Raw genomic sequence first — 19254 nt, forward strand, 5'->3', positions numbered from 1 at the left:
TTATTCTGTTTCTTCTTTTTTAAGTTTGCGGTATTCCTCGAGAGTGACAGTAATTTCTGCCCCAAGCAAGACGATACACCACGTCCAGTACACCCAGACAAACAAAATAGGCACCACGGCTATCACGCCGTAAATCAGCTGATACGACGGGAACGCCGTGATATATAAGGCAAACGCTTTTTTACCCGCCTCAAATAACAGCGCCGCCACCAGCGATCCGATAATCGCATCGCGATTGCGTACCTGGGTCGTCGGTACAATGCTGTAAAGCAGCCAAAACGCCGTCCACGATAAAATCAGCGGGAAGAGACGCAGCACATCATCAATCACGCCGTTCAGTTCGCTTGCCCAGCGCAGAGACAGCAGATAAGAGCTGATGGCCAGGCTCGCCCCCGCCAGCAGCGGCCCCAGCGTCAGAATCATCCAGTAAACGGCAAACGAGTAAATTTTGGACCGGGTGCGCGTGCTGCGCCAGATAGTGTTCAGCGCGCTATCAATAGAATACATCAGCAGCAGTGACGTCACGATCAGCCCGAAGGCGCCGACGGCCGTCATCCGGCTGGAGTTCGCGACAAACTGTTCGATGTATCCCTGGATGACATCCCCCGTCGCCGGGATGAAGTTAGCGAAGATAAAATGGCGAATCTGCCCGCTGACCTCGGAAAACATCGGAAATGCCGAGAACAGCGCAAAGACCACGGCAATCAGCGGCACCAGGGAGAGTAACGACACGTAGGCGAGATTCCCCGCCAGCGTGGTCATATGGTCTTCATCAATGCGCCGCCACAGCAGTTTTATCCAGGCCATCAGGGGCCGGACGCGGTGCTTTGCTTTTTGATGAACGGTTTTGAGCATAGTTATTTCGCAAAGTAGGCGGGGATGGTCTCCTTTCCGGTCACCAGAATACTGGTGATCCCCAACTGGTTAGCCCCCGCGATATTATCGGCGTTATCGTCAAAAAAGACCGTATCCTCCGCAGAGAAACCTTCCGACTGCAGGACGCTTTGATAGATTCGCGCCTCGGGTTTGCGCATCCCCATTTCCTGGGAAAGATAGATACGATCGGCGGCGGCCCGCACCTGCGGATATTCATCCGGCCAGAAAGTGGTATGCAGGCGATTGGTATTCGACAGGACAACCACGCGGTGCCCCTGCTCACGCAGTTTTTGCATAATCGCGATGACGTCAGGGCGCAGAGAGACAAAAACGGCCTGCCAGCCGTGGGAAAACTGCTCATAGCTCAGCGGCATATTCATTTCATGGCACATCGCCTGCGCAAAGGCCTCATCGCTAATTTCACCGCGTTCGTGCTGATGGAACGCCTCGCCCATGGTGAAATGCTGCTTGAGCGTCGCGAGCGGGATACGGCTCAAATCGCTCCATGTCCCGAGTACCCGGTTGAAGTCGATGTCGACAATCACATTACCTAAATCAAAGATATAGAGCATTTTTGTCTCCTTGCGCGCCATGAAAGATTAACTGTAGCGGGAAAGGCGGGGTTTGACTATGTATGGTTTTTAAACCGGCGTTCAGAACGATTTATGCTGCCCGGATAAGGAATCGATCACGGTCTTCCCATTTCATCCTCTTCAATCTGGTGCTTCATGTATTCCTGTATCTTCGCCGAGTTCTTGCCCACCGTATCGGCGTAGTCACCCCGGTGTCAGAACGCCCTGACTCTGTATTTACACTTCAGATCACCAAACTGCTCATACAGTATCAGGTGACTTTTTCCCTTCAGATATCCCATAAATCCCGCACACTCATAACGGGCCCAAAGCGGAAAGATTTACGGCCCCCCCTACTAGTGAACTGCCCCCGCCCAGCTTTTGGGATGCAGTTCACCTGACCGGTGATTTTCTACAGACAAAAAAAACCCCGCCATCAAGGCGGGGTTCTGGCATCGACAGAAGCGGGAATTAATCTTCTTTCGCACCGCGCATTGCGCGTTTACGGTCGTTCTCGGTCAGATGACGTTTACGGATACGAACGGAAGTTGGGGTCACTTCTACCAGTTCGTCGTCATCGATGAACTCCAGAGCCTGCTCCAGGGTCATCTTCACTGGCGGAACCAGGACCGTTGCTTCGTCAGTACCGGAAGCACGCATGTTGGTCAGTTTCTTACCGGTCAGGCAGTTTACAGTCAGGTCGTTAGAACGACTGTGAATACCGATGATCTGGCCTTCGTAAACTTCAGCACCGTGACCCAGGAACAGCTTACCGCGGTCCTGCAGGCTGAACAGGGCAAACGCAACCGCTTTACCCTGACCGTTGGAGATCAGTACGCCGTTCTGACGCTGGCCCACATCGCCCGCACGAATGTCATCGTAGTGGCTGAAGGTGGAGTACAGCAGACCAGTACCGGAAGTCATGGTCATGAACTCAGAACGGAAGCCGATCAGGCCACGGCTTGGGATCACGTAGTCGAGACGTACGCGGCCTTTGCCATCTGGATTCATGTTTTTCAGGTCGCCTTTACGCTCACCCAGAGCCTGCATGACAGAACCCTGATGCTGCTCTTCAACGTCCAGCGTTACGTTTTCGAACGGCTCTTGTTTACGGCCGTCGATTTCGCGGAAGATAACTTTCGGACGGGAAACCGCCATTTCGAAACCTTCACGACGCATATTTTCGATCAGAACCGACAGGTGCAGTTCACCACGACCGGAAACGCGGAATGCATCAGCATCCGGAGTTTCTTCAACGCGCAGCGCCACGTTATGCACCAGCTCTTTGTTCAGACGGTCAAGAATCTGACGAGAGGTAACGTACTTACCTTCTTTACCACAGAACGGAGAGGTGTTAACGCAGAAGAACATGGATACGGTTGGCTCATCGACTGACAGCGCCGGCAGCGCTTCAACATTCTGCGGATCGCAGATGGTGTCAGAGATGTTCAGTTCGCCCAGACCGGTGATCGCGATGATATCGCCCGCTTCAGCAATATCGCTGTCGATACGCTCCAGGCCCAGGTGGGTCAGAACTTTACCCACTTTACCGTTACGGGTTTTGCCTTCGCTATCAACGATAGTGACCTGCTGGTTTGGCTTCACTTTACCGCGTTTGATGCGGCCGATGCCAATGACGCCAACGTAGTTGTTGTAATCCAGCTGGGAGATTTGCATCTGCAGCGGACCATCAAGGTCAACGTTCGGTGCCGGAACACGATCGACGATAGTCTGATACAGTGGAGTCATATCTTCAGCCATATCTTCGTGATCCAGGCCCGCAATACCGTTCAGCGCAGAAGCGTAAACGATCGGGAAGTCCAGCTGTTCGTCGGTAGCGTCGAGGTTAACGAACAGGTCGAATACCTGATCGACAACCCAGTCAGGACGCGCGCCAGGACGGTCAACTTTGTTGATGACAACAATGGGCTTCAGGCCATGAGCAAATGCCTTCTTGGTTACGAAGCGCGTCTGCGGCATTGGGCCATCCATTGCGTCAACAACCAGCAGAACGGAATCAACCATGGACATTACACGCTCAACTTCACCACCGAAGTCGGCGTGCCCAGGGGTATCAACGATGTTGATACGGTAGTCATTCCATTTAATGGCGGTGTTTTTCGCGAGGATGGTAATCCCACGCTCTTTCTCCAAATCGTTGGAGTCCATCACTCGCTCTTGAGTTTCGGCACGCGCGTCGAACGTACCGGATTGCTGCAGCAGCTTATCAACCAGGGTAGTTTTACCATGGTCAACGTGCGCGATGATGGCGATATTACGCAAATTTTCGATCACAACTTTGCCTCAGGCATTAGAAATAGCGCGTTATTGTACACGGATTAATCGCAGTACAAAACAGGATCACAAACATCCTCCACAAACAAGTATTGCAGAGTTTCTTTGTGATCGCTTTCACGGAGCGTTAAAAGGGTTATTCAAGGTCAATTGCACCAAAATAGTGCCCAATGTTCACACAATTGCACTATATTGGTGCAATGCATTCATAATGGTGCAGCCCTTTTGCACGATGGAGTGCATGATAACGCCTTTTGGGGGCAATTTAAAAGTTGGCACAGATTTCGCTTTATATTTTTTAAGGCAACAACGCCACATTAAGCAGTTAAAAAGTTTTCGTTACCACGACGACAATGACCAATCCGGGAGAGTTTAAGTATGTCCGCTGAACACGTTTTGACGATGCTGAACGAGCACGAAGTGAAGTTTGTCGATCTGCGCTTCACCGATACCAAAGGTAAAGAACAGCACGTCACAATTCCTTCTCATCAGGTAAATGCCGAATTCTTCGAAGAAGGCAAAATGTTTGATGGCTCCTCGATTGGTGGCTGGAAAGGTATTAACGAATCTGACATGGTTCTGATGCCGGATGCGACCACTGCGCTGATCGACCCGTTCTATGAAGAACCGACGCTGATCATCCGCTGCGATATCCTGGAACCAGGTACGCTGCAGGGCTACGACCGTGACCCGCGCTCCATCGCCAAACGCGCGGAAGAATACCTGCGCTCTACCGGTCTGGCGGACACCGTTCTGTTCGGGCCAGAACCTGAGTTCTTCCTGTTCGACGATATCCGTTTCGGCGCCTCTATCTCCGGCTCCCACGTTGCTATCGACGACATCGAAGGCGCATGGAACTCCTCCACCAAATACGAAGGTGGTAACAAAGGTCACCGCCCAGGCGTGAAAGGCGGTTATTTCCCGGTTCCGCCGGTTGACTCCTCTCAGGACATCCGTTCTACCATGTGTATGATCATGGAAGAGATGGGCCTGGTTGTTGAAGCTCACCACCACGAAGTGGCTACCGCGGGTCAGAACGAAATCGCTACCCGTTTCAACACCATGACTAAAAAAGCGGACGAAATTCAGATCTACAAATACGTTGTGCACAACGTGGCGCACCGTTTCGGTAAAACCGCGACCTTCATGCCGAAGCCTATGTTCGGCGACAACGGTTCCGGTATGCACTGCCACATGTCTCTGTCCAAGAACGGCGTTAACCTGTTCTCTGGTGACAAGTATGCAGGCCTGTCTGAACAAGCGCTGTACTACATCGGCGGCGTTATCAAGCACGCTAAAGCGATCAACGCCCTGGCAAACCCGACCACCAACTCCTACAAGCGTCTGGTCCCGGGTTACGAAGCACCGGTCATGCTGGCTTACTCTGCCCGTAACCGTTCCGCTTCCATCCGTATCCCGGTAGTCACCTCGCCGAAAGCACGCCGTATCGAAGTGCGCTTCCCGGACCCGGCGGCTAACCCGTACCTGTGCTTCGCAGCACTGCTGATGGCTGGCCTTGACGGTATCAAGAACAAAATCCATCCGGGCGAAGCGATGGACAAAAACCTGTACGACCTGCCGCCGGAAGAAGCGAAAGAGATCCCACAGGTTGCAGGCTCTCTGGAAGAAGCACTGAACGCGCTGGACGCTGACCGTGAGTTCCTGACGGCTGGCGGCGTGTTCACCAACGACGCTATCGATGCTTACATCGCCCTGCGTATTGAAGAAAACGACCGCGTACGCATGACTCCGCACCCGGTTGAATTCGAACTGTACTACAGCGTCTGATTTTGCTGTAAATCCCCGGTATTCCGTGTTGTGGCGTGGGGTACCGTGGATATTTTGTTGCCGTGGAAACTTTCAGCCCATCTCAGGATGGGCTTTTTTCTCCACCAACACTCTGATCTCATGCGCTTTTTATCTATAAAAAGCTATACTGCACTAAAATGGTGCACTCTTTTCAGGAGACTGTCAGATGGCAACAGGCACTCAGCCCGATGCTGGGCAGATCCTTAACTCTTTAATCAACAGTATCTTACTGGTCGATGACGACCTGGCGGTGCATTACGCGAACCCGGCCGCGCAGCAGCTGCTGGCGCAAAGTTCACGTAAGCTCTTTGGCACGCCGCTTCCGGAACTGTTGAGCTACTTTTCACTGAATATCGGCCTGATGCAGGAAAGCCTGCTGGCGGGCCAGGGCTTTACCGACAACGAAGTGACGCTGGTTATCGATGGCCGCTCGCATATCCTGTCTCTGACCGCACAGCGCCTGCCTGAAGGCTATATCCTGCTGGAGATGGCACCGATGGATAACCAGCGACGCCTGAGCCAGGAGCAGCTGCAGCACGCCCAGCAAATCGCGGCGCGGGATTTGGTTCGCGGGTTGGCCCATGAGATCAAAAATCCTTTAGGCGGCCTGAGAGGCGCTGCGCAATTGTTGAGTAAAGCGCTGCCTGACCCGGCGTTGATGGAATACACCAACGTGATTATTGAACAGGCCGATCGCTTAAGAAATCTGGTCGACCGCCTGCTGGGGCCGCAGCATCCAGGGATGCACGTTACCGAAAGCATCCATAAGGTCGCCGAACGGGTTGTGAAGCTGGTCTCGATGGAACTGCCGGATAACGTCAAACTGGTCCGCGATTACGACCCGAGCCTACCGGAGCTTCCTCATGACCCGGACCAGATCGAACAGGTTCTGCTGAATGTCGTACGCAACGCGCTGCAGGCGCTGGGGCCAGAAGGTGGCGAGATCATCCTGCGCACCCGTACCGCCTTTCAGCTGACGCTGCACGGCGTACGTTACCGCCTCACCGCGCGTATTGACGTCGAGGACAACGGCCCGGGAATTCCGTCCCACTTACAGGATACGCTGTTCTACCCCATGGTTAGCGGTCGCGAAGGCGGTACCGGTCTGGGGCTCTCCATTGCCCGCAGTCTTATCGATCAGCACTCCGGCAAAATTGAATTTACCAGTTGGCCAGGACATACCGAATTCTCGGTGTACCTGCCTATTCGGAAGTAGAGGTGTTTATGCAACGAGGGATAGCCTGGATCGTTGATGACGATAGCTCCATCCGTTGGGTGCTTGAACGCGCGCTCACCGGAGCAGGCTTAAGTTGTACAACGTTTGAAAGCGGCAACGAGGTGCTTGATGCACTCACCACCAAAACCCCGGATGTACTGTTATCTGATATCCGGATGCCGGGAATGGATGGGTTGGCGTTACTGAAACAAATCAAACAGCGTCACCCAATGCTTCCGGTCATCATAATGACCGCGCATTCGGATCTGGACGCGGCGGTCAGCGCCTATCAGCAAGGTGCCTTTGACTATCTGCCCAAACCTTTTGATATCGATGAAGCGGTGGCGCTGGTTGATCGGGCGATTAGCCATTACCAGGAACAGCAGCAGCCGCGTAATGCGCCGATTAATAGCCCGACGGCCGATATCATCGGCGAAGCGCCGGCAATGCAGGACGTCTTTCGCATCATCGGGCGCCTGTCGCGTTCATCAATCAGCGTATTGATCAACGGCGAATCCGGTACCGGTAAAGAGCTGGTTGCGCACGCCCTGCACCGCCATAGCCCGCGGGCAAAAGCGCCGTTTATCGCACTGAATATGGCTGCAATCCCAAAAGACCTGATCGAATCTGAACTTTTCGGTCACGAAAAAGGGGCATTTACCGGCGCCAATACCGTACGTCAGGGACGTTTTGAGCAGGCTGACGGTGGGACTTTGTTCCTCGATGAGATCGGCGATATGCCGCTTGATGTACAGACGCGCCTGCTGCGCGTGCTGGCCGATGGCCAGTTCTATCGCGTTGGCGGCTATGCGCCGGTGAAGGTAGACGTGCGAATTATTGCGGCAACCCACCAGAACCTTGAGCAGCGCGTGCAGGAAGGAAAGTTCCGTGAGGACCTGTTCCACCGCCTGAACGTGATTCGCGTTCATCTGCCGCCGCTGCGCGAGCGCCGCGAAGATATTCCCCGCCTGGCGCGGCACTTCCTGCAAATTGCCGCCCGCGAACTGGGGGTCGAAGCCAAGCTGCTTCATCCGGAGACGGAAACCGCACTCACCCGTTTAGCCTGGCCTGGTAACGTCCGCCAGCTGGAGAACACCTGCCGCTGGCTGACGGTGATGGCAGCAGGCCAGGAGGTTCTGACGCAGGATCTTCCCAGCGAACTGTTTGAAACCGCGATTCCCGATAGCCCGACGCATATGCAACCGGACAGCTGGGCAACCTTACTGGGACAGTGGGCCGATCGCGCTCTACGTTCCGGTCATCAAAACCTGCTTTCTGAAGCGCAGCCGGAGATGGAGCGGACGCTGCTTACTACTGCCCTGCGTCATACGCAAGGGCATAAGCAGGAAGCCGCGCGACTGCTAGGATGGGGACGTAATACGCTAACGCGCAAGCTGAAAGAGTTAGGAATGGAGTAATGCTTCGCTGTCCCGGCAGGCCTGTCGCCCGCCGGGATAGTGTTTAAATTACCCGGGAGAACTGCTGCATCCGCGCTTTCTGACGCAGATAGGCGTCAAAGCACATGCAGATGTTGCGAATCAGCAGACGGCCTTTTGCCGTCACCTGAATGCCCTTGTCATCCACATCCACCAGCCCATCTTTTGCCAGCGGTGCCAGCAGCGCCAGATCGTCGGCAAAATAACGCTGAAAATCCAGTTCCCACCGCGTTTCCACCGCAGAGAAATCGAGATGGAACTGGCAAATCAATTCCTTAATAACGTCACGACGAATACAGTCATCGCGGGTCAACGCGATGCCGCGCCAGAGCGCATCTCCGGTTTCATCAACCTGTTGATAATAGAGCTTCAGCTCTTTCTGGTTCTGCGCGTAGCAGTCGCCAATCATGCTGATCGCCGACACCCCCATCCCCAGCAGGTCGGTATCGCCCTGAGTGGTGTACCCCTGGAAATTACGGTGCAGGACGCCGTCGCGCTGAGCAATGGCCAGCTCGTCATCCGGACGGGCAAAGTGATCCATGCCGATAAACTGATAGCCGGCGTCGGTGAGTGAGACAATGGTCTCCTGCAGGATATCCAGCTTCTGTTCCGCCGAAGGCAGGTCGGCATCTTTGATTTTACGCTGAGCGGCGAAGAGCGTCGGCAGATGCGCATAGTTGAATACGCTCAGACGATCGGGGTTGAGCTCGGCCACTTTTTGCAGCGTAAAGGCAAAACTCTCCGGCGTTTGTTTCGGCAGGCCGTAAATCAGATCGATATTCGTCGAGGTAAAACCAATTTCACGCGCATGGTTGAGCAGGGCAAAGATAAACGCCTCATCCTGCTCGCGGTTCACCAGCCGCTGAACCTCTTTATTGAAATCCTGCACGCCCATGCTCAACCGGTTAAAGCCTTCCGATCGGAGATGATCCAGAACATCCAGTTCAATTTCACGCGGATCGACTTCAATCGAGATCTCTGCATCGGCGTTAAAACTGAAATGGCTGCGCAACAAACGCATTAAGCGGCTGATTTGCGCTTTATTCAGGTAAGTGGGAGTACCGCCGCCCCAGTGCAGCTGGTGCACCTGACGCCCGGCAAAGAGCGGCGCGCGATGAATAATTTCCTGCTCCAGCACATCCAGGTACTGGTCGGCTTTATGCTGCTGGCGAGTCACAATTTTGTTGCAGCCACAGAAATAGCAGAGCTTGTGACAAAACGGAATATGCACATACAGCGATAGCGGACGCTGCGGGTAGCGAGCTACCGCCGCATCAAATTCTGCCGCACCGAACTCAGGCGAAAACTCCAGTGCGGTGGGGTATGAGGTATAACGTGGCCCCGAATAGTTATATTTCTGGATCAGGGCCAGATCCCAGTCGATTAACTGCACAGACATGCTCACTCCTTCCGATGGTGCCGTCGGCGGGTACGCCGCCCCGGCCCAACCGCACCTCGGGTAATGAGCCGGTTGCGCAGCCATTTCTGACGCCGCGACAACCGTCGTAGTTTAACGAATAACCACAGCAGATAACATACAACCAAAAGGGTTATAAGCAGGACCGGGAATCCGATTGAGTGCAAACGTTAGTTTCCACCCTTCAGCAGACGCATCATATCTTCCTGACGCTCTTCTTCTTCCTCATCCTCGTCATCATCGTAGGACAGGCCAAGCTGCTGCATCAGCTCATCAATACGATCGAGTTTGGCATCGACCCACGACTGCTCTTCAGCATTCAGGGTGCCGCCCTCTTCCAGACGTTCCAGCAGCGCGTCCAGGCGCTCATCGTTTTCCAGCAAATCCAGCTCAGCCTGTGGTGAAAGCATAGGTTTCTCGCTCTTCGGTTTGTGCTGCTTAGGAGCCGGGGTGCTTTCAGTCACGCCCAGCGGAATCGGTTTTTTACTCCCAATACGCGGATCTTGCTGCTGGCTCTGTTTTTTGCCGGATGATGCGGCATCACCGCCGGTTGCGCGACTTCCTGCCGCGTGACCACGATGTTTCTTCTGGCGTTTGCGATCGCGGGATTCCTGATTCATTTCTTCACGTGTCTTGCGATGCGTTTTGCCACGGGGTACGGATGTCGGTTTTTTCATATAGGTAATCTTCAGATTCGTTTTCTTCAGTATAGAATTGAGGCGGAATCTAGCAGAAAGCAAGCAAAGAAAAAAGGCGACAGATTACTCTGCCGCCTTTTTCCTCACTGACAACCCTTAGCGGGTTTCCACTTTCCCTGTTAGCTCACGACGCACCCTGTCTTTCCTTTAGCAAATAACAGTCCCTGTTATCTCCCTTTCCTTGTTAAAACGTCTCCAGACGTTTGTCATCCTGACATTAATCCCGGGTCTTCGCCTCCCTGGCGCTCCTGACTACTCATCCTGAGTCACTTTCCTGCCGGCTTCCTCGCCTGTGCCCATTACTTTACCGTTTTAATCAAATCCTACAACCAACCACAAAGTAAAAATGGCTATTTAAGATTGTTCTATACAGTTAATTGTATGAATTTTAATGCTTTAACACTATCCACACCGTCGTTTCTCATCGATTGCCTCGACATTGAATGGACAATGTCTCACAAAGTGAAGGGTTTTTACTTACGGCAGAGGATGCGGTAAAAACAGCCTTTTTCTGCTGTTCAGGTATAATCCCCGCCATAGCCTTATTTAACGGAGACGACAGTCTTGACTAACTGGAACTATCAACAGACGCATTTTGTCACCAGCGCACCCGATATCCGCCACCTTCCATCCGATACGGGTATCGAAGTTGCCTTTGCTGGTCGCTCAAATGCGGGGAAATCCAGCGCCCTGAATACGCTCACCAACCAGAAAAGCCTGGCGCGTACTTCTAAGACCCCTGGCCGCACCCAGCTAATCAACCTGTTTGAAGTCGCCGAAGGCAAACGCCTGGTCGACCTGCCGGGTTACGGCTACGCTCAGGTCCCGGAGGAGATGAAGATCAAATGGCAGCGCGCTCTGGGTGAATACCTGGAGAAACGTCTGTGCCTGAAAGGACTGGTGGTGCTGATGGATATCCGTCATCCGCTGAAAGACCTCGATCAGCAAATGATCGAATGGGCCGTAGAAAGCGATATCCAGGTACTGGTTCTGCTCACCAAAGCCGATAAGCTGGCCAGCGGCGCACGTAAAGCGCAGGTCAATATGGTGCGTGAGGCGGTTCTTGCCTTTAACGGCGATGTGCAGGTTGAACCCTTCTCTTCGCTGAAAAAATCAGGCGTGGATAAGCTGCGTCAGAAGCTCGACAGCTGGTTTAATGAGATCCCTCCTCAGGAAGAGATCGCCGACGGAGAGTAATCGCCGTTGTTTTCCCGGATAGCGGCGCCTGACGCCTTATCCGGGCTGCGTCATCAGCCCACCGCAGTCCGCCAGAATTTTCTTTCGCGCAATAAAAAACGCCCCGGTCATAAATGACCGGGGCGGCTAAAATATTCAGCCAAATCCGATTACGTGAAGTAAAAGGTCTGAAAGATAGAACATCTTACCTCTGTACCCTACGTCATTAACTCTACTCTTCTTTTGGTTACGGAGAAAGCACTTTTTGTAGTTTTTTTTCACTCTTTACATAGCAAATTCAAATGATCATCACAAAACGCTATAAGTTATGTTGCTTACTTACAGGAAATCACCTTATCCACTGAATACTTAGTGCGCTTGATCCCAGTTTTCTCCGCTTCCCACTTCCACCAGCAGCGGTACCGCCAGCGTGGTGCTATTTTCCATCAGTTCGTGCACCTTTTTCGCCACGGCATCAAGGTCATCTTTGTGCACTTCAAAGACCAGTTCATCGTGCACCTGCATGATCATCCGCACCCGCGGCTTCTCGGTCAGCAGCCATTCATCAACGGCGATCATCGCGCGCTTGATAATGTCAGCCGCCGTCCCCTGCATCGGGGCGTTGATCGCCGCACGTTCGGCGCCGGCACGACGGGCGCCGTTGCTGGATTTGATGTCCGGAAGGTAGAGGCGACGGCCATCCAGCGTTTCGACATAGCCCTGCTCTTTTGCCTGTGCCCGGGTACGCTCCATGTAATCGAGGACGCCAGGATAGCGCTCAAAATAGAGGTCCATATATTTCTGCGCCTCTTTACGCGGAATATTGAGCTGCCGGGCAAGGCCAAATGCGCTCATGCCATAAATCAGACCAAAGTTAATCGCCTTGGCACTTCGACGCTGCTCGCTGCTTACGCTCTCCAGCGGCAGGCCAAAGACCTCTGCCGCCGTTGCGCGGTGGATATCTTTACCTTCCGCAAAGGCGGTCAGCAGGCCTTTGTCACGCGACAGATGCGCCATAATGCGCAACTCAATTTGTGAATAGTCGGCAGAGACGATGAGGTAATCCGGCGGCGCGATAAATGCCTGACGAATACGACGCCCCTCTTCGTTACGCACCGGAATGTTCTGCAGGTTAGGATCGGTGGAGGAGAGACGCCCCGTCGCCGTTACCGCCTGATGATAAGAGGTATGCACGCGGCCGGTTTTAGGGTTAATCATCAGCGGCAGCTTGTCGGTATATGTCGACTTCAGCTTCGCCAGTCCGCGATATTCCAGAATAACTTTCGGTAACGGATAATCCAGCGCCAGTTCTTCGAGCACTTCCTCGGAAGTTGAAGGCGCGCCGCCCGGTGTTTTCTTCAGTGGTTTAATACCTTGTTTTTCAAACAAAATAGTTTGAAGCTGCTTGGGTGAAGAGAGATTGAACTCTTCACCCGCGATCTCGTAGGCTTTCTGCTCCAGCTCGATCAGGCGTTTGGCAATCTCCTGTGAATGGGCATGCAGTACGGCCGGATCAATGTTGACCCCGTTACGTTCTACGCGGGAGAGCACCGGTACCAGCGGCATCTCAATATTTTTAAAAATATTCAGCGGACCTTCATGCTGCTGCAGCTTCGGCCACATCTTCAGGTGCAGCTGCAGGGTGACATCGGCATCTTCCGCCGCGTAGCGGCCGGCTTCTTCCAGCGCGATCTGGTTAAAGGTGAGCTGATTTTTACCTTTACCCGCAATCTCTTCAAAGCTAATCGTTTTATGCTTCAGCCAGCGGTCGGCAAGGCTGTCCATATCATGACGGCCCGCCACGCTATCAAGAATGTAGGATTCCAGCATGGTGTCAAAAGCGATACCGCGTAACTCAATGTCATAGTTCGCCAGAATTCCGCGGTCATATTTCAGGTTTTGCCCGACCTTCAGCAGATTCTCGTCTTCCAGCAGGGGTTTCAGCAACGTCAGTACGCGTTCTCGGGAGATCTGATCCGGCGCATCGAGATAATCATGCGCAACCGGTACATAGGCGGCAACGCCGGGCTCGATGGCAAACGACAGACCCACCATATTGGCAGAAATATTATCCAGGCTGTCCGTTTCCGTATCAAACGCAAACAGCGGCGCTTGTTTCAGCTTGTCGATCCATTCGATCAGCGTCTGCTCATCAAGAATAGTGACGTAGTTTTCCGCAGACAGCGTCGCCACCACCTCGGCTTCGTCTTCCGCTACTGCCACCGCTTCTGTCGGTTTTACGGCTGGCTTCACGCCTTTTGACTGCATCCATTTTCCGGATTCAACATCGGTGATCCAGCGCTTAAATTCATATTTTTTGAACAGAGCCAACAGATCATCCGCCGCCGGCGGCAGCACGTGCAGCTCTTCACAGCTCAGATCCAGCTCGACGTCGGTTTTAATCGTGGCCAGCTGATACGAGAGGTAGGCCACCTCTTTATTCTGTTCCAGCTTCGCCGCCATCGTTTTGGCACCACGGAAGGTCAAACCGGCAATTTTTTCTGGCTCAGCGTACAACGTATCCAGCCCTCCCAACCCCTGCAGCAGCGCCTGAGCCGTTTTCTCGCCCACGCCGGGTACGCCGGGAATGTTATCGGAGGAGTCGCCCATCAGCGCCAGGAAGTCAATAATCAGCTCTGGCGGAACGCCGTACTTCGTCACCACTTCTTCCGGGCCAAGAATGGTATTGGTCATGGTATTAATCAGGGTAATTCCCGGCGTGACCAGCTGCGCCATATCTTTATCACCGGTACTGATGAGCACCGGGCGGCCCGCTTTTTCTGCTTCGCGCGCCAGAGTTCCGATCACATCGTCCGCTTCGACGCCAGGCACAGCCATCAGCGGCAGCCCCATCGCCCTCACCATGGTATGCAGCGGTTCGATCTGCGCCCGCAGATCGTCCGGCATCGGCGGACGATGGGATTTGTAATGCTCAAACAGTTCGTCACGGAAAGTTTTCCCTTTGGCATCAAATACCACCACGGCATGCGTGGGTTGATACTGGAGGATCAGGCTTCGCAGCATATTCAGCACGCCATACATAGCGCCTGTCGGTTCTCCGGCGCTGTTAGTCAGCGGCGGGAAAGCGTGATACGCCCGGTAGAGGTAAGAGGAGCCGTCAACGAGGATAAGTGGGTTTTCTGGGATCTGAACCATAATTTCCGTGCCTGTTTATCAGATTATGGGTAAAGGATGCCACAGACAGGCCTGAAAACCTGAATTTTTCCCGCATTTCACCAAAAAGATTCGTTGATCCGGTCGATCGTGCGGCGGCAATATCTGTGGATAACTTTGTGCATAGTTTTATAAGGATAGCTGTCTGCTCTGAAATAAAATAACAAAAAACATAATTTAAGTTTATTTATCATAAAGTTAATTATTGATCCTGGCTTTTAATACCTTTCTAATGACTCAATGTTCCATGTGGATATAAGATCCGCCTTTTTTTCTGTTCTGGTAAGACCCGTCATTTGCTGCGTTTTCTGGTAAAATCAGCCTCTTGCACGGTTTAACTGCGCTCTTTATCAGCCTAACTTTCTGAATAAACTAACTATGTCGAGATTACTCGCTGCAATAACACTTCCGCTGAGTATCGCCCTTACCATCTTAGTCACCATTATCTGTTCCGTACCGATAATCATCGCCGGGCTGATTAAACTTCTTGTACCCATCCCTGCGGTATGGCGTGCGATTTCCCGTTTCTGCAATTTCATGATGTATTGCTGGTGCGAAGGGTTGGCACTGCTGCTCTACCTGAATCCCAGACTGACGTGGGACGTGCAAGGTCTTGAAGGGCTGAATAAGAAAAACTGGTATCTGCTTATCAGTAATCATCACAGCTGGGCGGATATCGTGGTGCTCTGCGTGTTGTTCCGCAAGCATATCCCTATGAATAAGTACTTCCTTAAGCAACAGCTGGCGTGGGTGCCTTTTATCGGGCTTGCCTGCTGGGCGCTGGATATGCCCTTTATGCGTCGCTACTCGCGAGGTTATTTAATTCGCCATCCTGAGCGTCGCGGTAAAGATGTTGAAACCACTCGCCGCTCCTGCGAGAAATTTCGCTCACATCCGACAACCATCGTCAATTTTGTAGAGGGTTCACGTTTTACCGAAGACAAGCAGCGGCAAACCCGTTCACCTTATCGCAATTTATTACCACCGAAGGCCGCTGGTATCGCGATGGCGTTGAACGTGCTCGGTGCTCAGTTCGATAAGCTGTTGAACGTCACGCTTTGCTATCCGGAGAACAACCAGAGGCCATTTTACGATATGTTAAGCGGCCGGCTGACGCGTATTGTGGTTCGCGTTAATCTCGTTCTCGTGGCGGAAGATCTGCACGGCGACTACGTGAATGACAAAAACTTTAAGCGCCGTTTCCAGCGTTGGTTGAATGAACTGTGGGAAGAGAAAGATCGTCAGCTGACGGAAATCATGCGGACAAAAGGACGCGAGGAGCGTTGAACCTGATAATGATGCCACCTCGACAGGGGAGTTTAACAGGGATATTAAAAAAGCCGGTCAGTGACCGGCTTTTTTTTTACTTCTTCTCAACCAGCTGCTTAACGGTATCCGCATACTGGGCGACAAAGGCGTCCATATTGCTGGTATCCATCCCCTGCGGGTTCAGCTGATATTTGCCGTCGACGTACATTGCCGGTACGCCCTGCAGCTGGAAGTCAGCGGCCGCTTTTTCCTGCTGAGCAACCAGGGATTTCACGACAAAGCTGTTCCATGCCGCATCGTAGTCTTCACCTTTCACGCCAGCATCAACGAAGACTTTACGAATATCAGCCACGGTCTGCACGGTCTGGGTTTTCTGCACCGCTTCAAACATCGGCACAGTGATCTTATCTTCAACGCCCAGCGCCATCGCTACGGCCCATGCCTGGGTTAAGTCTTTACCCAAAGGCCCGAGGAATTCAACGTGGTACTTGGTCATTTTGACGCCTTCCGGCAGCTTTTTCTTCACGTTATCAGAAACGTGCAGCACTTCTTCAAACTGATAGCAGTGCGGGCAGTAGAACGAGAAGAACTCAAGAACCTGAGGCGCGCCGGCTACGGGCTTATCAAGGGTGATGTACTGCTTACCGTCGGTGATCTGGGCAGCAGAAGCACTAAAAGCCAGAATCATACCAGCCAGCGCCAGCCAAATTTTTTTCATGTTTACGTCTCTCCTGGAAATATCTGATTAATACATTGGCGTTAACTGAAGAGGGGGTTCTTGCAGAACCTTCACCTGCTCAAGAAAAGTTGCTGTCTGCCCCCGCCAGTAATCTTCCCCGGTAAGCCAGGGGAAATTAATAGGGAAAGCAGGATCGTCCCAGCGCCTGAGCAACCATGCCAGATAATAAACTAACCGCATGGCGCGTAAAGGTTCGATAAGGGCGATTTCGTCCGAATTGAACGGACTGAATTCTTCATAAGCTTCAACGATCATCTCCAGCTGCATACGCTGCTCGGCTTTATCACCGTTCAACAGCATCCAGAGATCCTGGATGGCCGGACCGTTGCGGGCATCATCTAAATCGACAAAAAGCGGACCATCGCGCCAGAGAATATTACCGGCATGACAATCGCCGTGCAGACGCAGAATGTCCGCGTTGCCGTGCCATTGAGCGATAACGGCAGCAATCAGCTTATCTGCGGCGCAGAGGAAGTCCTTCTTCAGACCTGAGGGGATCAGCGTTGAGTGTTCAAAAACGTCTCGCGGCGCGAGCAAATACTCATTCACTCCTATCTCAGGGCGCGCGACAAAACGCGCTTTACGCCCGGTCTGGTGCAAGCGCCCCAGATAACGGCCGACGGACTCCATTTGATCGAGGTTATCAGATTCAAACTGGCGCCCACCTAAGCTGGGGAACACGGCAAAAAAGAAGCCCTGATGCTGATGAAGGGTGCTGTCATTGAAAAATAATGGCGCAGCAACAGGAACATCATCCTGCTTGAGCTGGAGGGTAAACTGGTGTTCTTCGAGGATCTGTTCGGCAGACCAACGTTCAGGACGATAGAACTTCACCACATAGCGATGGCGGTCTTCGTCCTGAAACTGGTAAACGCGGTTTTCATAGCTGTTAAGCGGAGTGAGCCCGGAGTCCACTCGCATCCCCAGATCGAATAGCCCATCGATGATGGTATCCGGGTTTAGCGTCTGAAAATTAAAAGCCTTATCGTGCATCCTGACATCCGATAATCTTAGGAATAGTTCAGGATATCATCTCATAACTCGTTCCGCGGCAGCACTTACAACCTTTTACTCTTTAATCACGCCGCGTGCGCGCAATAAGGCCGTTTTGAAATCCTCTTCGTAATCCTTCTGAATACCAGGAATAACGGCTTCTTTTGCTGAATCACGCATTTTCAGATGATAAATCAGGATATCGTCGGAAAGATCGACCAGCTCACCGTCGTAACCGGCTTCTTTTGCGAGTTTCTGCAAAAATTGCATCAGGTTCAGCTCCGGCTCTTTCTGCCAGGCTGGCTGGAGGAGTTCAATTACTTCATTCAGACGTTTACATTTCATGGTCATGCTCCTTACTCTTGATAGCGACAACTTAACAGGGTCAATCCCACAATGAAAGAGGCGATATTGATATGCAAGGCGAGGTCATAACCGGCGTTGTATTAGCAGGCGGAAGGGCCACGCGGATGGAAGGAGCGGATAAGGGATTGCAGCTACTCGATGGTAAGCCATTATGGCGCCATGTTGCAGATGCGCTGTCTCCTCAGGTGGCCAACCTGGCTATCAGCGCCAACCGTAATCTGGAACGCTGGTATGAAAGCGGGTATCCGGTGTATTCCGACAGTCTCGCTGACTTCCCGGGGCCATTAGCCGGTATGCTATCCGTGATGCAGCAGACACAGAGCGAATGGTTTCTCTTCTGTCCCTGCGATACTCCCTTTATCCCCCCATTCCTGGCTGAGCGCTTTATACAGCAGAAAAAGACCGCCCCCGTAGTCTGGGTTTACGATGGCGAACGCGATCATCCCGCTATTACTCTGATGCATCGATGTTTAATGCCCGATCTGGCAACATATCTTGCTGCAGGAGAACGACGCGTGATGGCTTTTATGCGCGACAGCGGCGGACATCGCGTTGATTTCAGCGATGTCCGCTCGGCATTTATTAACGTCAATACCCTTGATGACTTGCAGCGCATACAGGAGCAATCATGATCCCCGTTCTCGCCATTTCAGCCTGGAGTGGTACCGGTAAAACAACGCTGTTAAAGAAATTAATCCCCGCATTGTGCGCTGCTGGCCTGCGTCCAGGTTTGATCAAGCATACCCATCACAATATGGATGTCGATCGGCCGGGTAAAGACAGCTATGAATTGCGTAAAGCCGGGGCAGCTCAAACGATTGTCGCCAGTTCACAACGCTGGGCGCTAATGACGGAAACGCCGGATCAAGAAGAGGTGGATTTGGCCTGGCTGGTTAGCAGGATGGATGCATCAAAGCTGGATTTAGTTCTGGTTGAAGGGTTTAAGCATGAGCCGGTGGCAAAGCTCCTGCTTTTTCGGCAACAGGGTGGACATCGTATCGAGGAACTCGTCCTGGACGAGCATGTGATTGCGGTGGTCAGCGACACCCCATTAGAGACATCACTCCCACAGTTAGATTTAAACGATATTCCGCAGATCGCGGCGTTTATTCTACGATGGTTGGCAGAAGCTTAATGGCAGTGAGTATTTCAGCAATGGGCGTAAGATTACGCCCGTTTGCGTTATTCCTGCAAGATTAAACATAGCGGATAAATAAC

At 52.6% G+C, this 19254-nt stretch carries 17 protein-coding genes and 1 pseudogene; 7 read left to right on the top strand and 11 right to left on the bottom strand.

Features of this window, described 5'->3' with window-relative positions; all coding sequences use genetic code 11:
- From GRPL_RS21320 to typA, 4 genes and pseudogenes are all read right to left on the bottom strand, one after another.
- Positions 1 to 855 carry a virulence factor BrkB family protein gene (locus GRPL_RS21320; RefSeq protein ID WP_032690129.1) on the bottom strand — a complete coding sequence of 285 codons (855 nt, stop codon included), beginning with the start codon at positions 853 to 855 and terminating at the stop codon, positions 1 to 3.
- 2 nt (positions 856 to 857) lie between these two features.
- Positions 858 to 1448 (bottom strand): glucose-1-phosphatase, encoded by a 591-nt coding sequence (yihX, locus tag GRPL_RS21315; protein ID WP_032696664.1) that lies wholly within the window; start codon positions 1446 to 1448, stop codon positions 858 to 860.
- A gap of 116 nt (positions 1449 to 1564) precedes the next feature.
- Positions 1565 to 1759: pseudogene (locus GRPL_RS26525) on the bottom strand (transposase); the annotation flags it as partial.
- 160 nt (positions 1760 to 1919) lie between these two features.
- The gene (typA, locus tag GRPL_RS21310) at positions 1920 to 3743 is read right to left on the bottom strand and encodes a ribosome-dependent GTPase TypA (RefSeq protein ID WP_032690133.1); all 1824 of its coding nucleotides are present in this window, start codon (positions 3741 to 3743) and stop codon (positions 1920 to 1922) included.
- Positions 3744 to 4121: 378 nt separating this feature from the next.
- On the opposite strand from typA, the gene glnA reads away from it, so the two are divergent.
- The 3 genes from glnA to glnG all read left to right on the top strand — a co-directional run bounded on the left by glnA (position 4122) and on the right by glnG (position 8186).
- Positions 4122 to 5531, top strand: a complete 1410-nt coding sequence (gene glnA / locus GRPL_RS21305) for a glutamate--ammonia ligase (RefSeq protein WP_004127100.1) — start codon at positions 4122 to 4124, stop codon at positions 5529 to 5531.
- 187 nt (positions 5532 to 5718) lie between these two features.
- Positions 5719 to 6768 (top strand): nitrogen regulation protein NR(II), encoded by a 1050-nt coding sequence (gene glnL, locus GRPL_RS21300; protein ID WP_004869278.1) that lies wholly within the window; start codon positions 5719 to 5721, stop codon positions 6766 to 6768.
- A gap of 8 nt (positions 6769 to 6776) precedes the next feature.
- A complete protein-coding gene (gene glnG / locus GRPL_RS21295) occupies positions 6777 to 8186 on the top strand; it encodes a nitrogen regulation protein NR(I) (RefSeq protein ID WP_032690144.1) in 1410 nt (469 codons plus the stop codon).
- A gap of 43 nt (positions 8187 to 8229) precedes the next feature.
- Here the strand turns inward: glnG and hemN are convergent, their stop codons facing one another.
- Together hemN and yihI are read right to left on the bottom strand one after the other, a co-directional pair.
- On the bottom strand, positions 8230 to 9603 hold the full coding sequence (gene hemN / locus GRPL_RS21290; protein ID WP_032698464.1) for an oxygen-independent coproporphyrinogen III oxidase: 1374 nt from the start codon (positions 9601 to 9603) through the stop codon (positions 8230 to 8232).
- A gap of 188 nt (positions 9604 to 9791) precedes the next feature.
- On the bottom strand, positions 9792 to 10298 hold the full coding sequence (gene yihI, locus GRPL_RS21285; protein ID WP_032690135.1) for a Der GTPase-activating protein YihI: 507 nt from the start codon (positions 10296 to 10298) through the stop codon (positions 9792 to 9794).
- 585 nt (positions 10299 to 10883) lie between these two features.
- On the opposite strand from yihI, the gene yihA reads away from it, so the two are divergent.
- Complete coding sequence (yihA, locus tag GRPL_RS21280; protein ID WP_032690136.1) at positions 10884 to 11516, top strand: ribosome biogenesis GTP-binding protein YihA/YsxC; 633 nt, start codon at positions 10884 to 10886, stop codon at positions 11514 to 11516.
- A gap of 135 nt (positions 11517 to 11651) precedes the next feature.
- On the opposite strand, the gene spfP is transcribed toward yihA, so the two are convergent.
- Positions 11652 to 11699, bottom strand: a complete 48-nt coding sequence (gene spfP, locus GRPL_RS28640) for a small protein SpfP (RefSeq protein ID WP_071892919.1) — start codon at positions 11697 to 11699, stop codon at positions 11652 to 11654.
- 165 nt (positions 11700 to 11864) lie between these two features.
- Positions 11865 to 14651 carry a DNA polymerase I gene (polA, locus tag GRPL_RS21275; protein WP_032698466.1) on the bottom strand — a complete coding sequence of 929 codons (2787 nt, stop codon included), beginning with the start codon at positions 14649 to 14651 and terminating at the stop codon, positions 11865 to 11867.
- Positions 14652 to 15047: 396 nt separating this feature from the next.
- Here polA and yihG point away from each other — a divergent pair, with 396 nt between their 5' ends.
- Entirely contained in the window at positions 15048 to 15956 is a 909-nt protein-coding gene (gene yihG, locus GRPL_RS21270) for a 1-acylglycerol-3-phosphate O-acyltransferase, YihG family (RefSeq protein WP_032698468.1), read from the top strand.
- Positions 15957 to 16032: 76 nt separating this feature from the next.
- On the opposite strand, the gene dsbA is transcribed toward yihG, so the two are convergent.
- The 3 genes from dsbA to GRPL_RS21255 form a co-directional block, all read right to left on the bottom strand.
- Entirely contained in the window at positions 16033 to 16656 is a 624-nt protein-coding gene (gene dsbA, locus GRPL_RS21265) for a thiol:disulfide interchange protein DsbA (RefSeq protein WP_032690139.1), read from the bottom strand.
- Positions 16657 to 16683: 27 nt separating this feature from the next.
- The gene (locus tag GRPL_RS21260) at positions 16684 to 17670 is read right to left on the bottom strand and encodes a serine/threonine protein kinase (protein ID WP_032698470.1); all 987 of its coding nucleotides are present in this window, start codon (positions 17668 to 17670) and stop codon (positions 16684 to 16686) included.
- Between the two features lie 75 nt (positions 17671 to 17745).
- Positions 17746 to 18015, bottom strand: a complete 270-nt coding sequence (locus tag GRPL_RS21255) for a YihD family protein (RefSeq protein ID WP_004869260.1) — start codon at positions 18013 to 18015, stop codon at positions 17746 to 17748.
- Between the two features lie 71 nt (positions 18016 to 18086).
- Between GRPL_RS21255 and mobA the strand changes: the two genes are divergently transcribed.
- The gene (gene mobA, locus GRPL_RS21250; protein WP_032698472.1) at positions 18087 to 18668 is read left to right on the top strand and encodes a molybdenum cofactor guanylyltransferase MobA; all 582 of its coding nucleotides are present in this window, start codon (positions 18087 to 18089) and stop codon (positions 18666 to 18668) included.
- Complete coding sequence (gene mobB / locus GRPL_RS21245) at positions 18665 to 19171, top strand: molybdopterin-guanine dinucleotide biosynthesis protein MobB (RefSeq protein WP_032698473.1); 507 nt, start codon at positions 18665 to 18667, stop codon at positions 19169 to 19171. Before mobA ends, mobB begins: the two co-directional genes overlap by 4 nt.
- Positions 19172 to 19254: the final 83 nt, after the last annotated feature.

This window comes from Klebsiella planticola ATCC 33531 (genome assembly GCF_000735435.1).
In the GTDB taxonomy this organism is placed as follows: domain Bacteria; phylum Pseudomonadota; class Gammaproteobacteria; order Enterobacterales; family Enterobacteriaceae; genus Klebsiella; species Klebsiella planticola.

Excerpts from the sequence above, each read along its gene's own strand:
- GRPL_RS21320 (WP_032690129.1), bottom strand. The coding sequence starts at position 855 with ATGCTCAAAACCGTTCATCAAAAAGCAAAGCACCGCGTCCGGCCCCTG.
- yihX (WP_032696664.1), bottom strand. The coding sequence starts at position 1,448 with ATGCTCTATATCTTTGATTTAGGTAATGTGATTGTCGACATCGACTTC.
- glnA (WP_004127100.1), top strand. The coding sequence starts at position 4,122 with ATGTCCGCTGAACACGTTTTGACGATGCTGAACGAGCACGAAGTGAAG.
- glnL (WP_004869278.1), top strand. The coding sequence starts at position 5,719 with ATGGCAACAGGCACTCAGCCCGATGCTGGGCAGATCCTTAACTCTTTA.
- glnG (WP_032690144.1), top strand. The coding sequence starts at position 6,777 with ATGCAACGAGGGATAGCCTGGATCGTTGATGACGATAGCTCCATCCGT.
- hemN (WP_032698464.1), bottom strand. The coding sequence starts at position 9,603 with ATGTCTGTGCAGTTAATCGACTGGGATCTGGCCCTGATCCAGAAATAT.
- yihI (WP_032690135.1), bottom strand. The coding sequence starts at position 10,298 with ATGAAAAAACCGACATCCGTACCCCGTGGCAAAACGCATCGCAAGACA.
- polA (WP_032698466.1), bottom strand. The coding sequence starts at position 14,651 with ATGGTTCAGATCCCAGAAAACCCACTTATCCTCGTTGACGGCTCCTCT.
- yihG (WP_032698468.1), top strand. The coding sequence starts at position 15,048 with ATGTCGAGATTACTCGCTGCAATAACACTTCCGCTGAGTATCGCCCTT.
- dsbA (WP_032690139.1), bottom strand. The coding sequence starts at position 16,656 with ATGAAAAAAATTTGGCTGGCGCTGGCTGGTATGATTCTGGCTTTTAGT.
- GRPL_RS21260 (WP_032698470.1), bottom strand. The coding sequence starts at position 17,670 with ATGCACGATAAGGCTTTTAATTTTCAGACGCTAAACCCGGATACCATC.
- GRPL_RS21255 (WP_004869260.1), bottom strand. The coding sequence starts at position 18,015 with ATGAAATGTAAACGTCTGAATGAAGTAATTGAACTCCTCCAGCCAGCC.
- mobA (WP_032698472.1), top strand. The coding sequence starts at position 18,087 with ATGCAAGGCGAGGTCATAACCGGCGTTGTATTAGCAGGCGGAAGGGCC.
- mobB (WP_032698473.1), top strand. The coding sequence starts at position 18,665 with ATGATCCCCGTTCTCGCCATTTCAGCCTGGAGTGGTACCGGTAAAACA.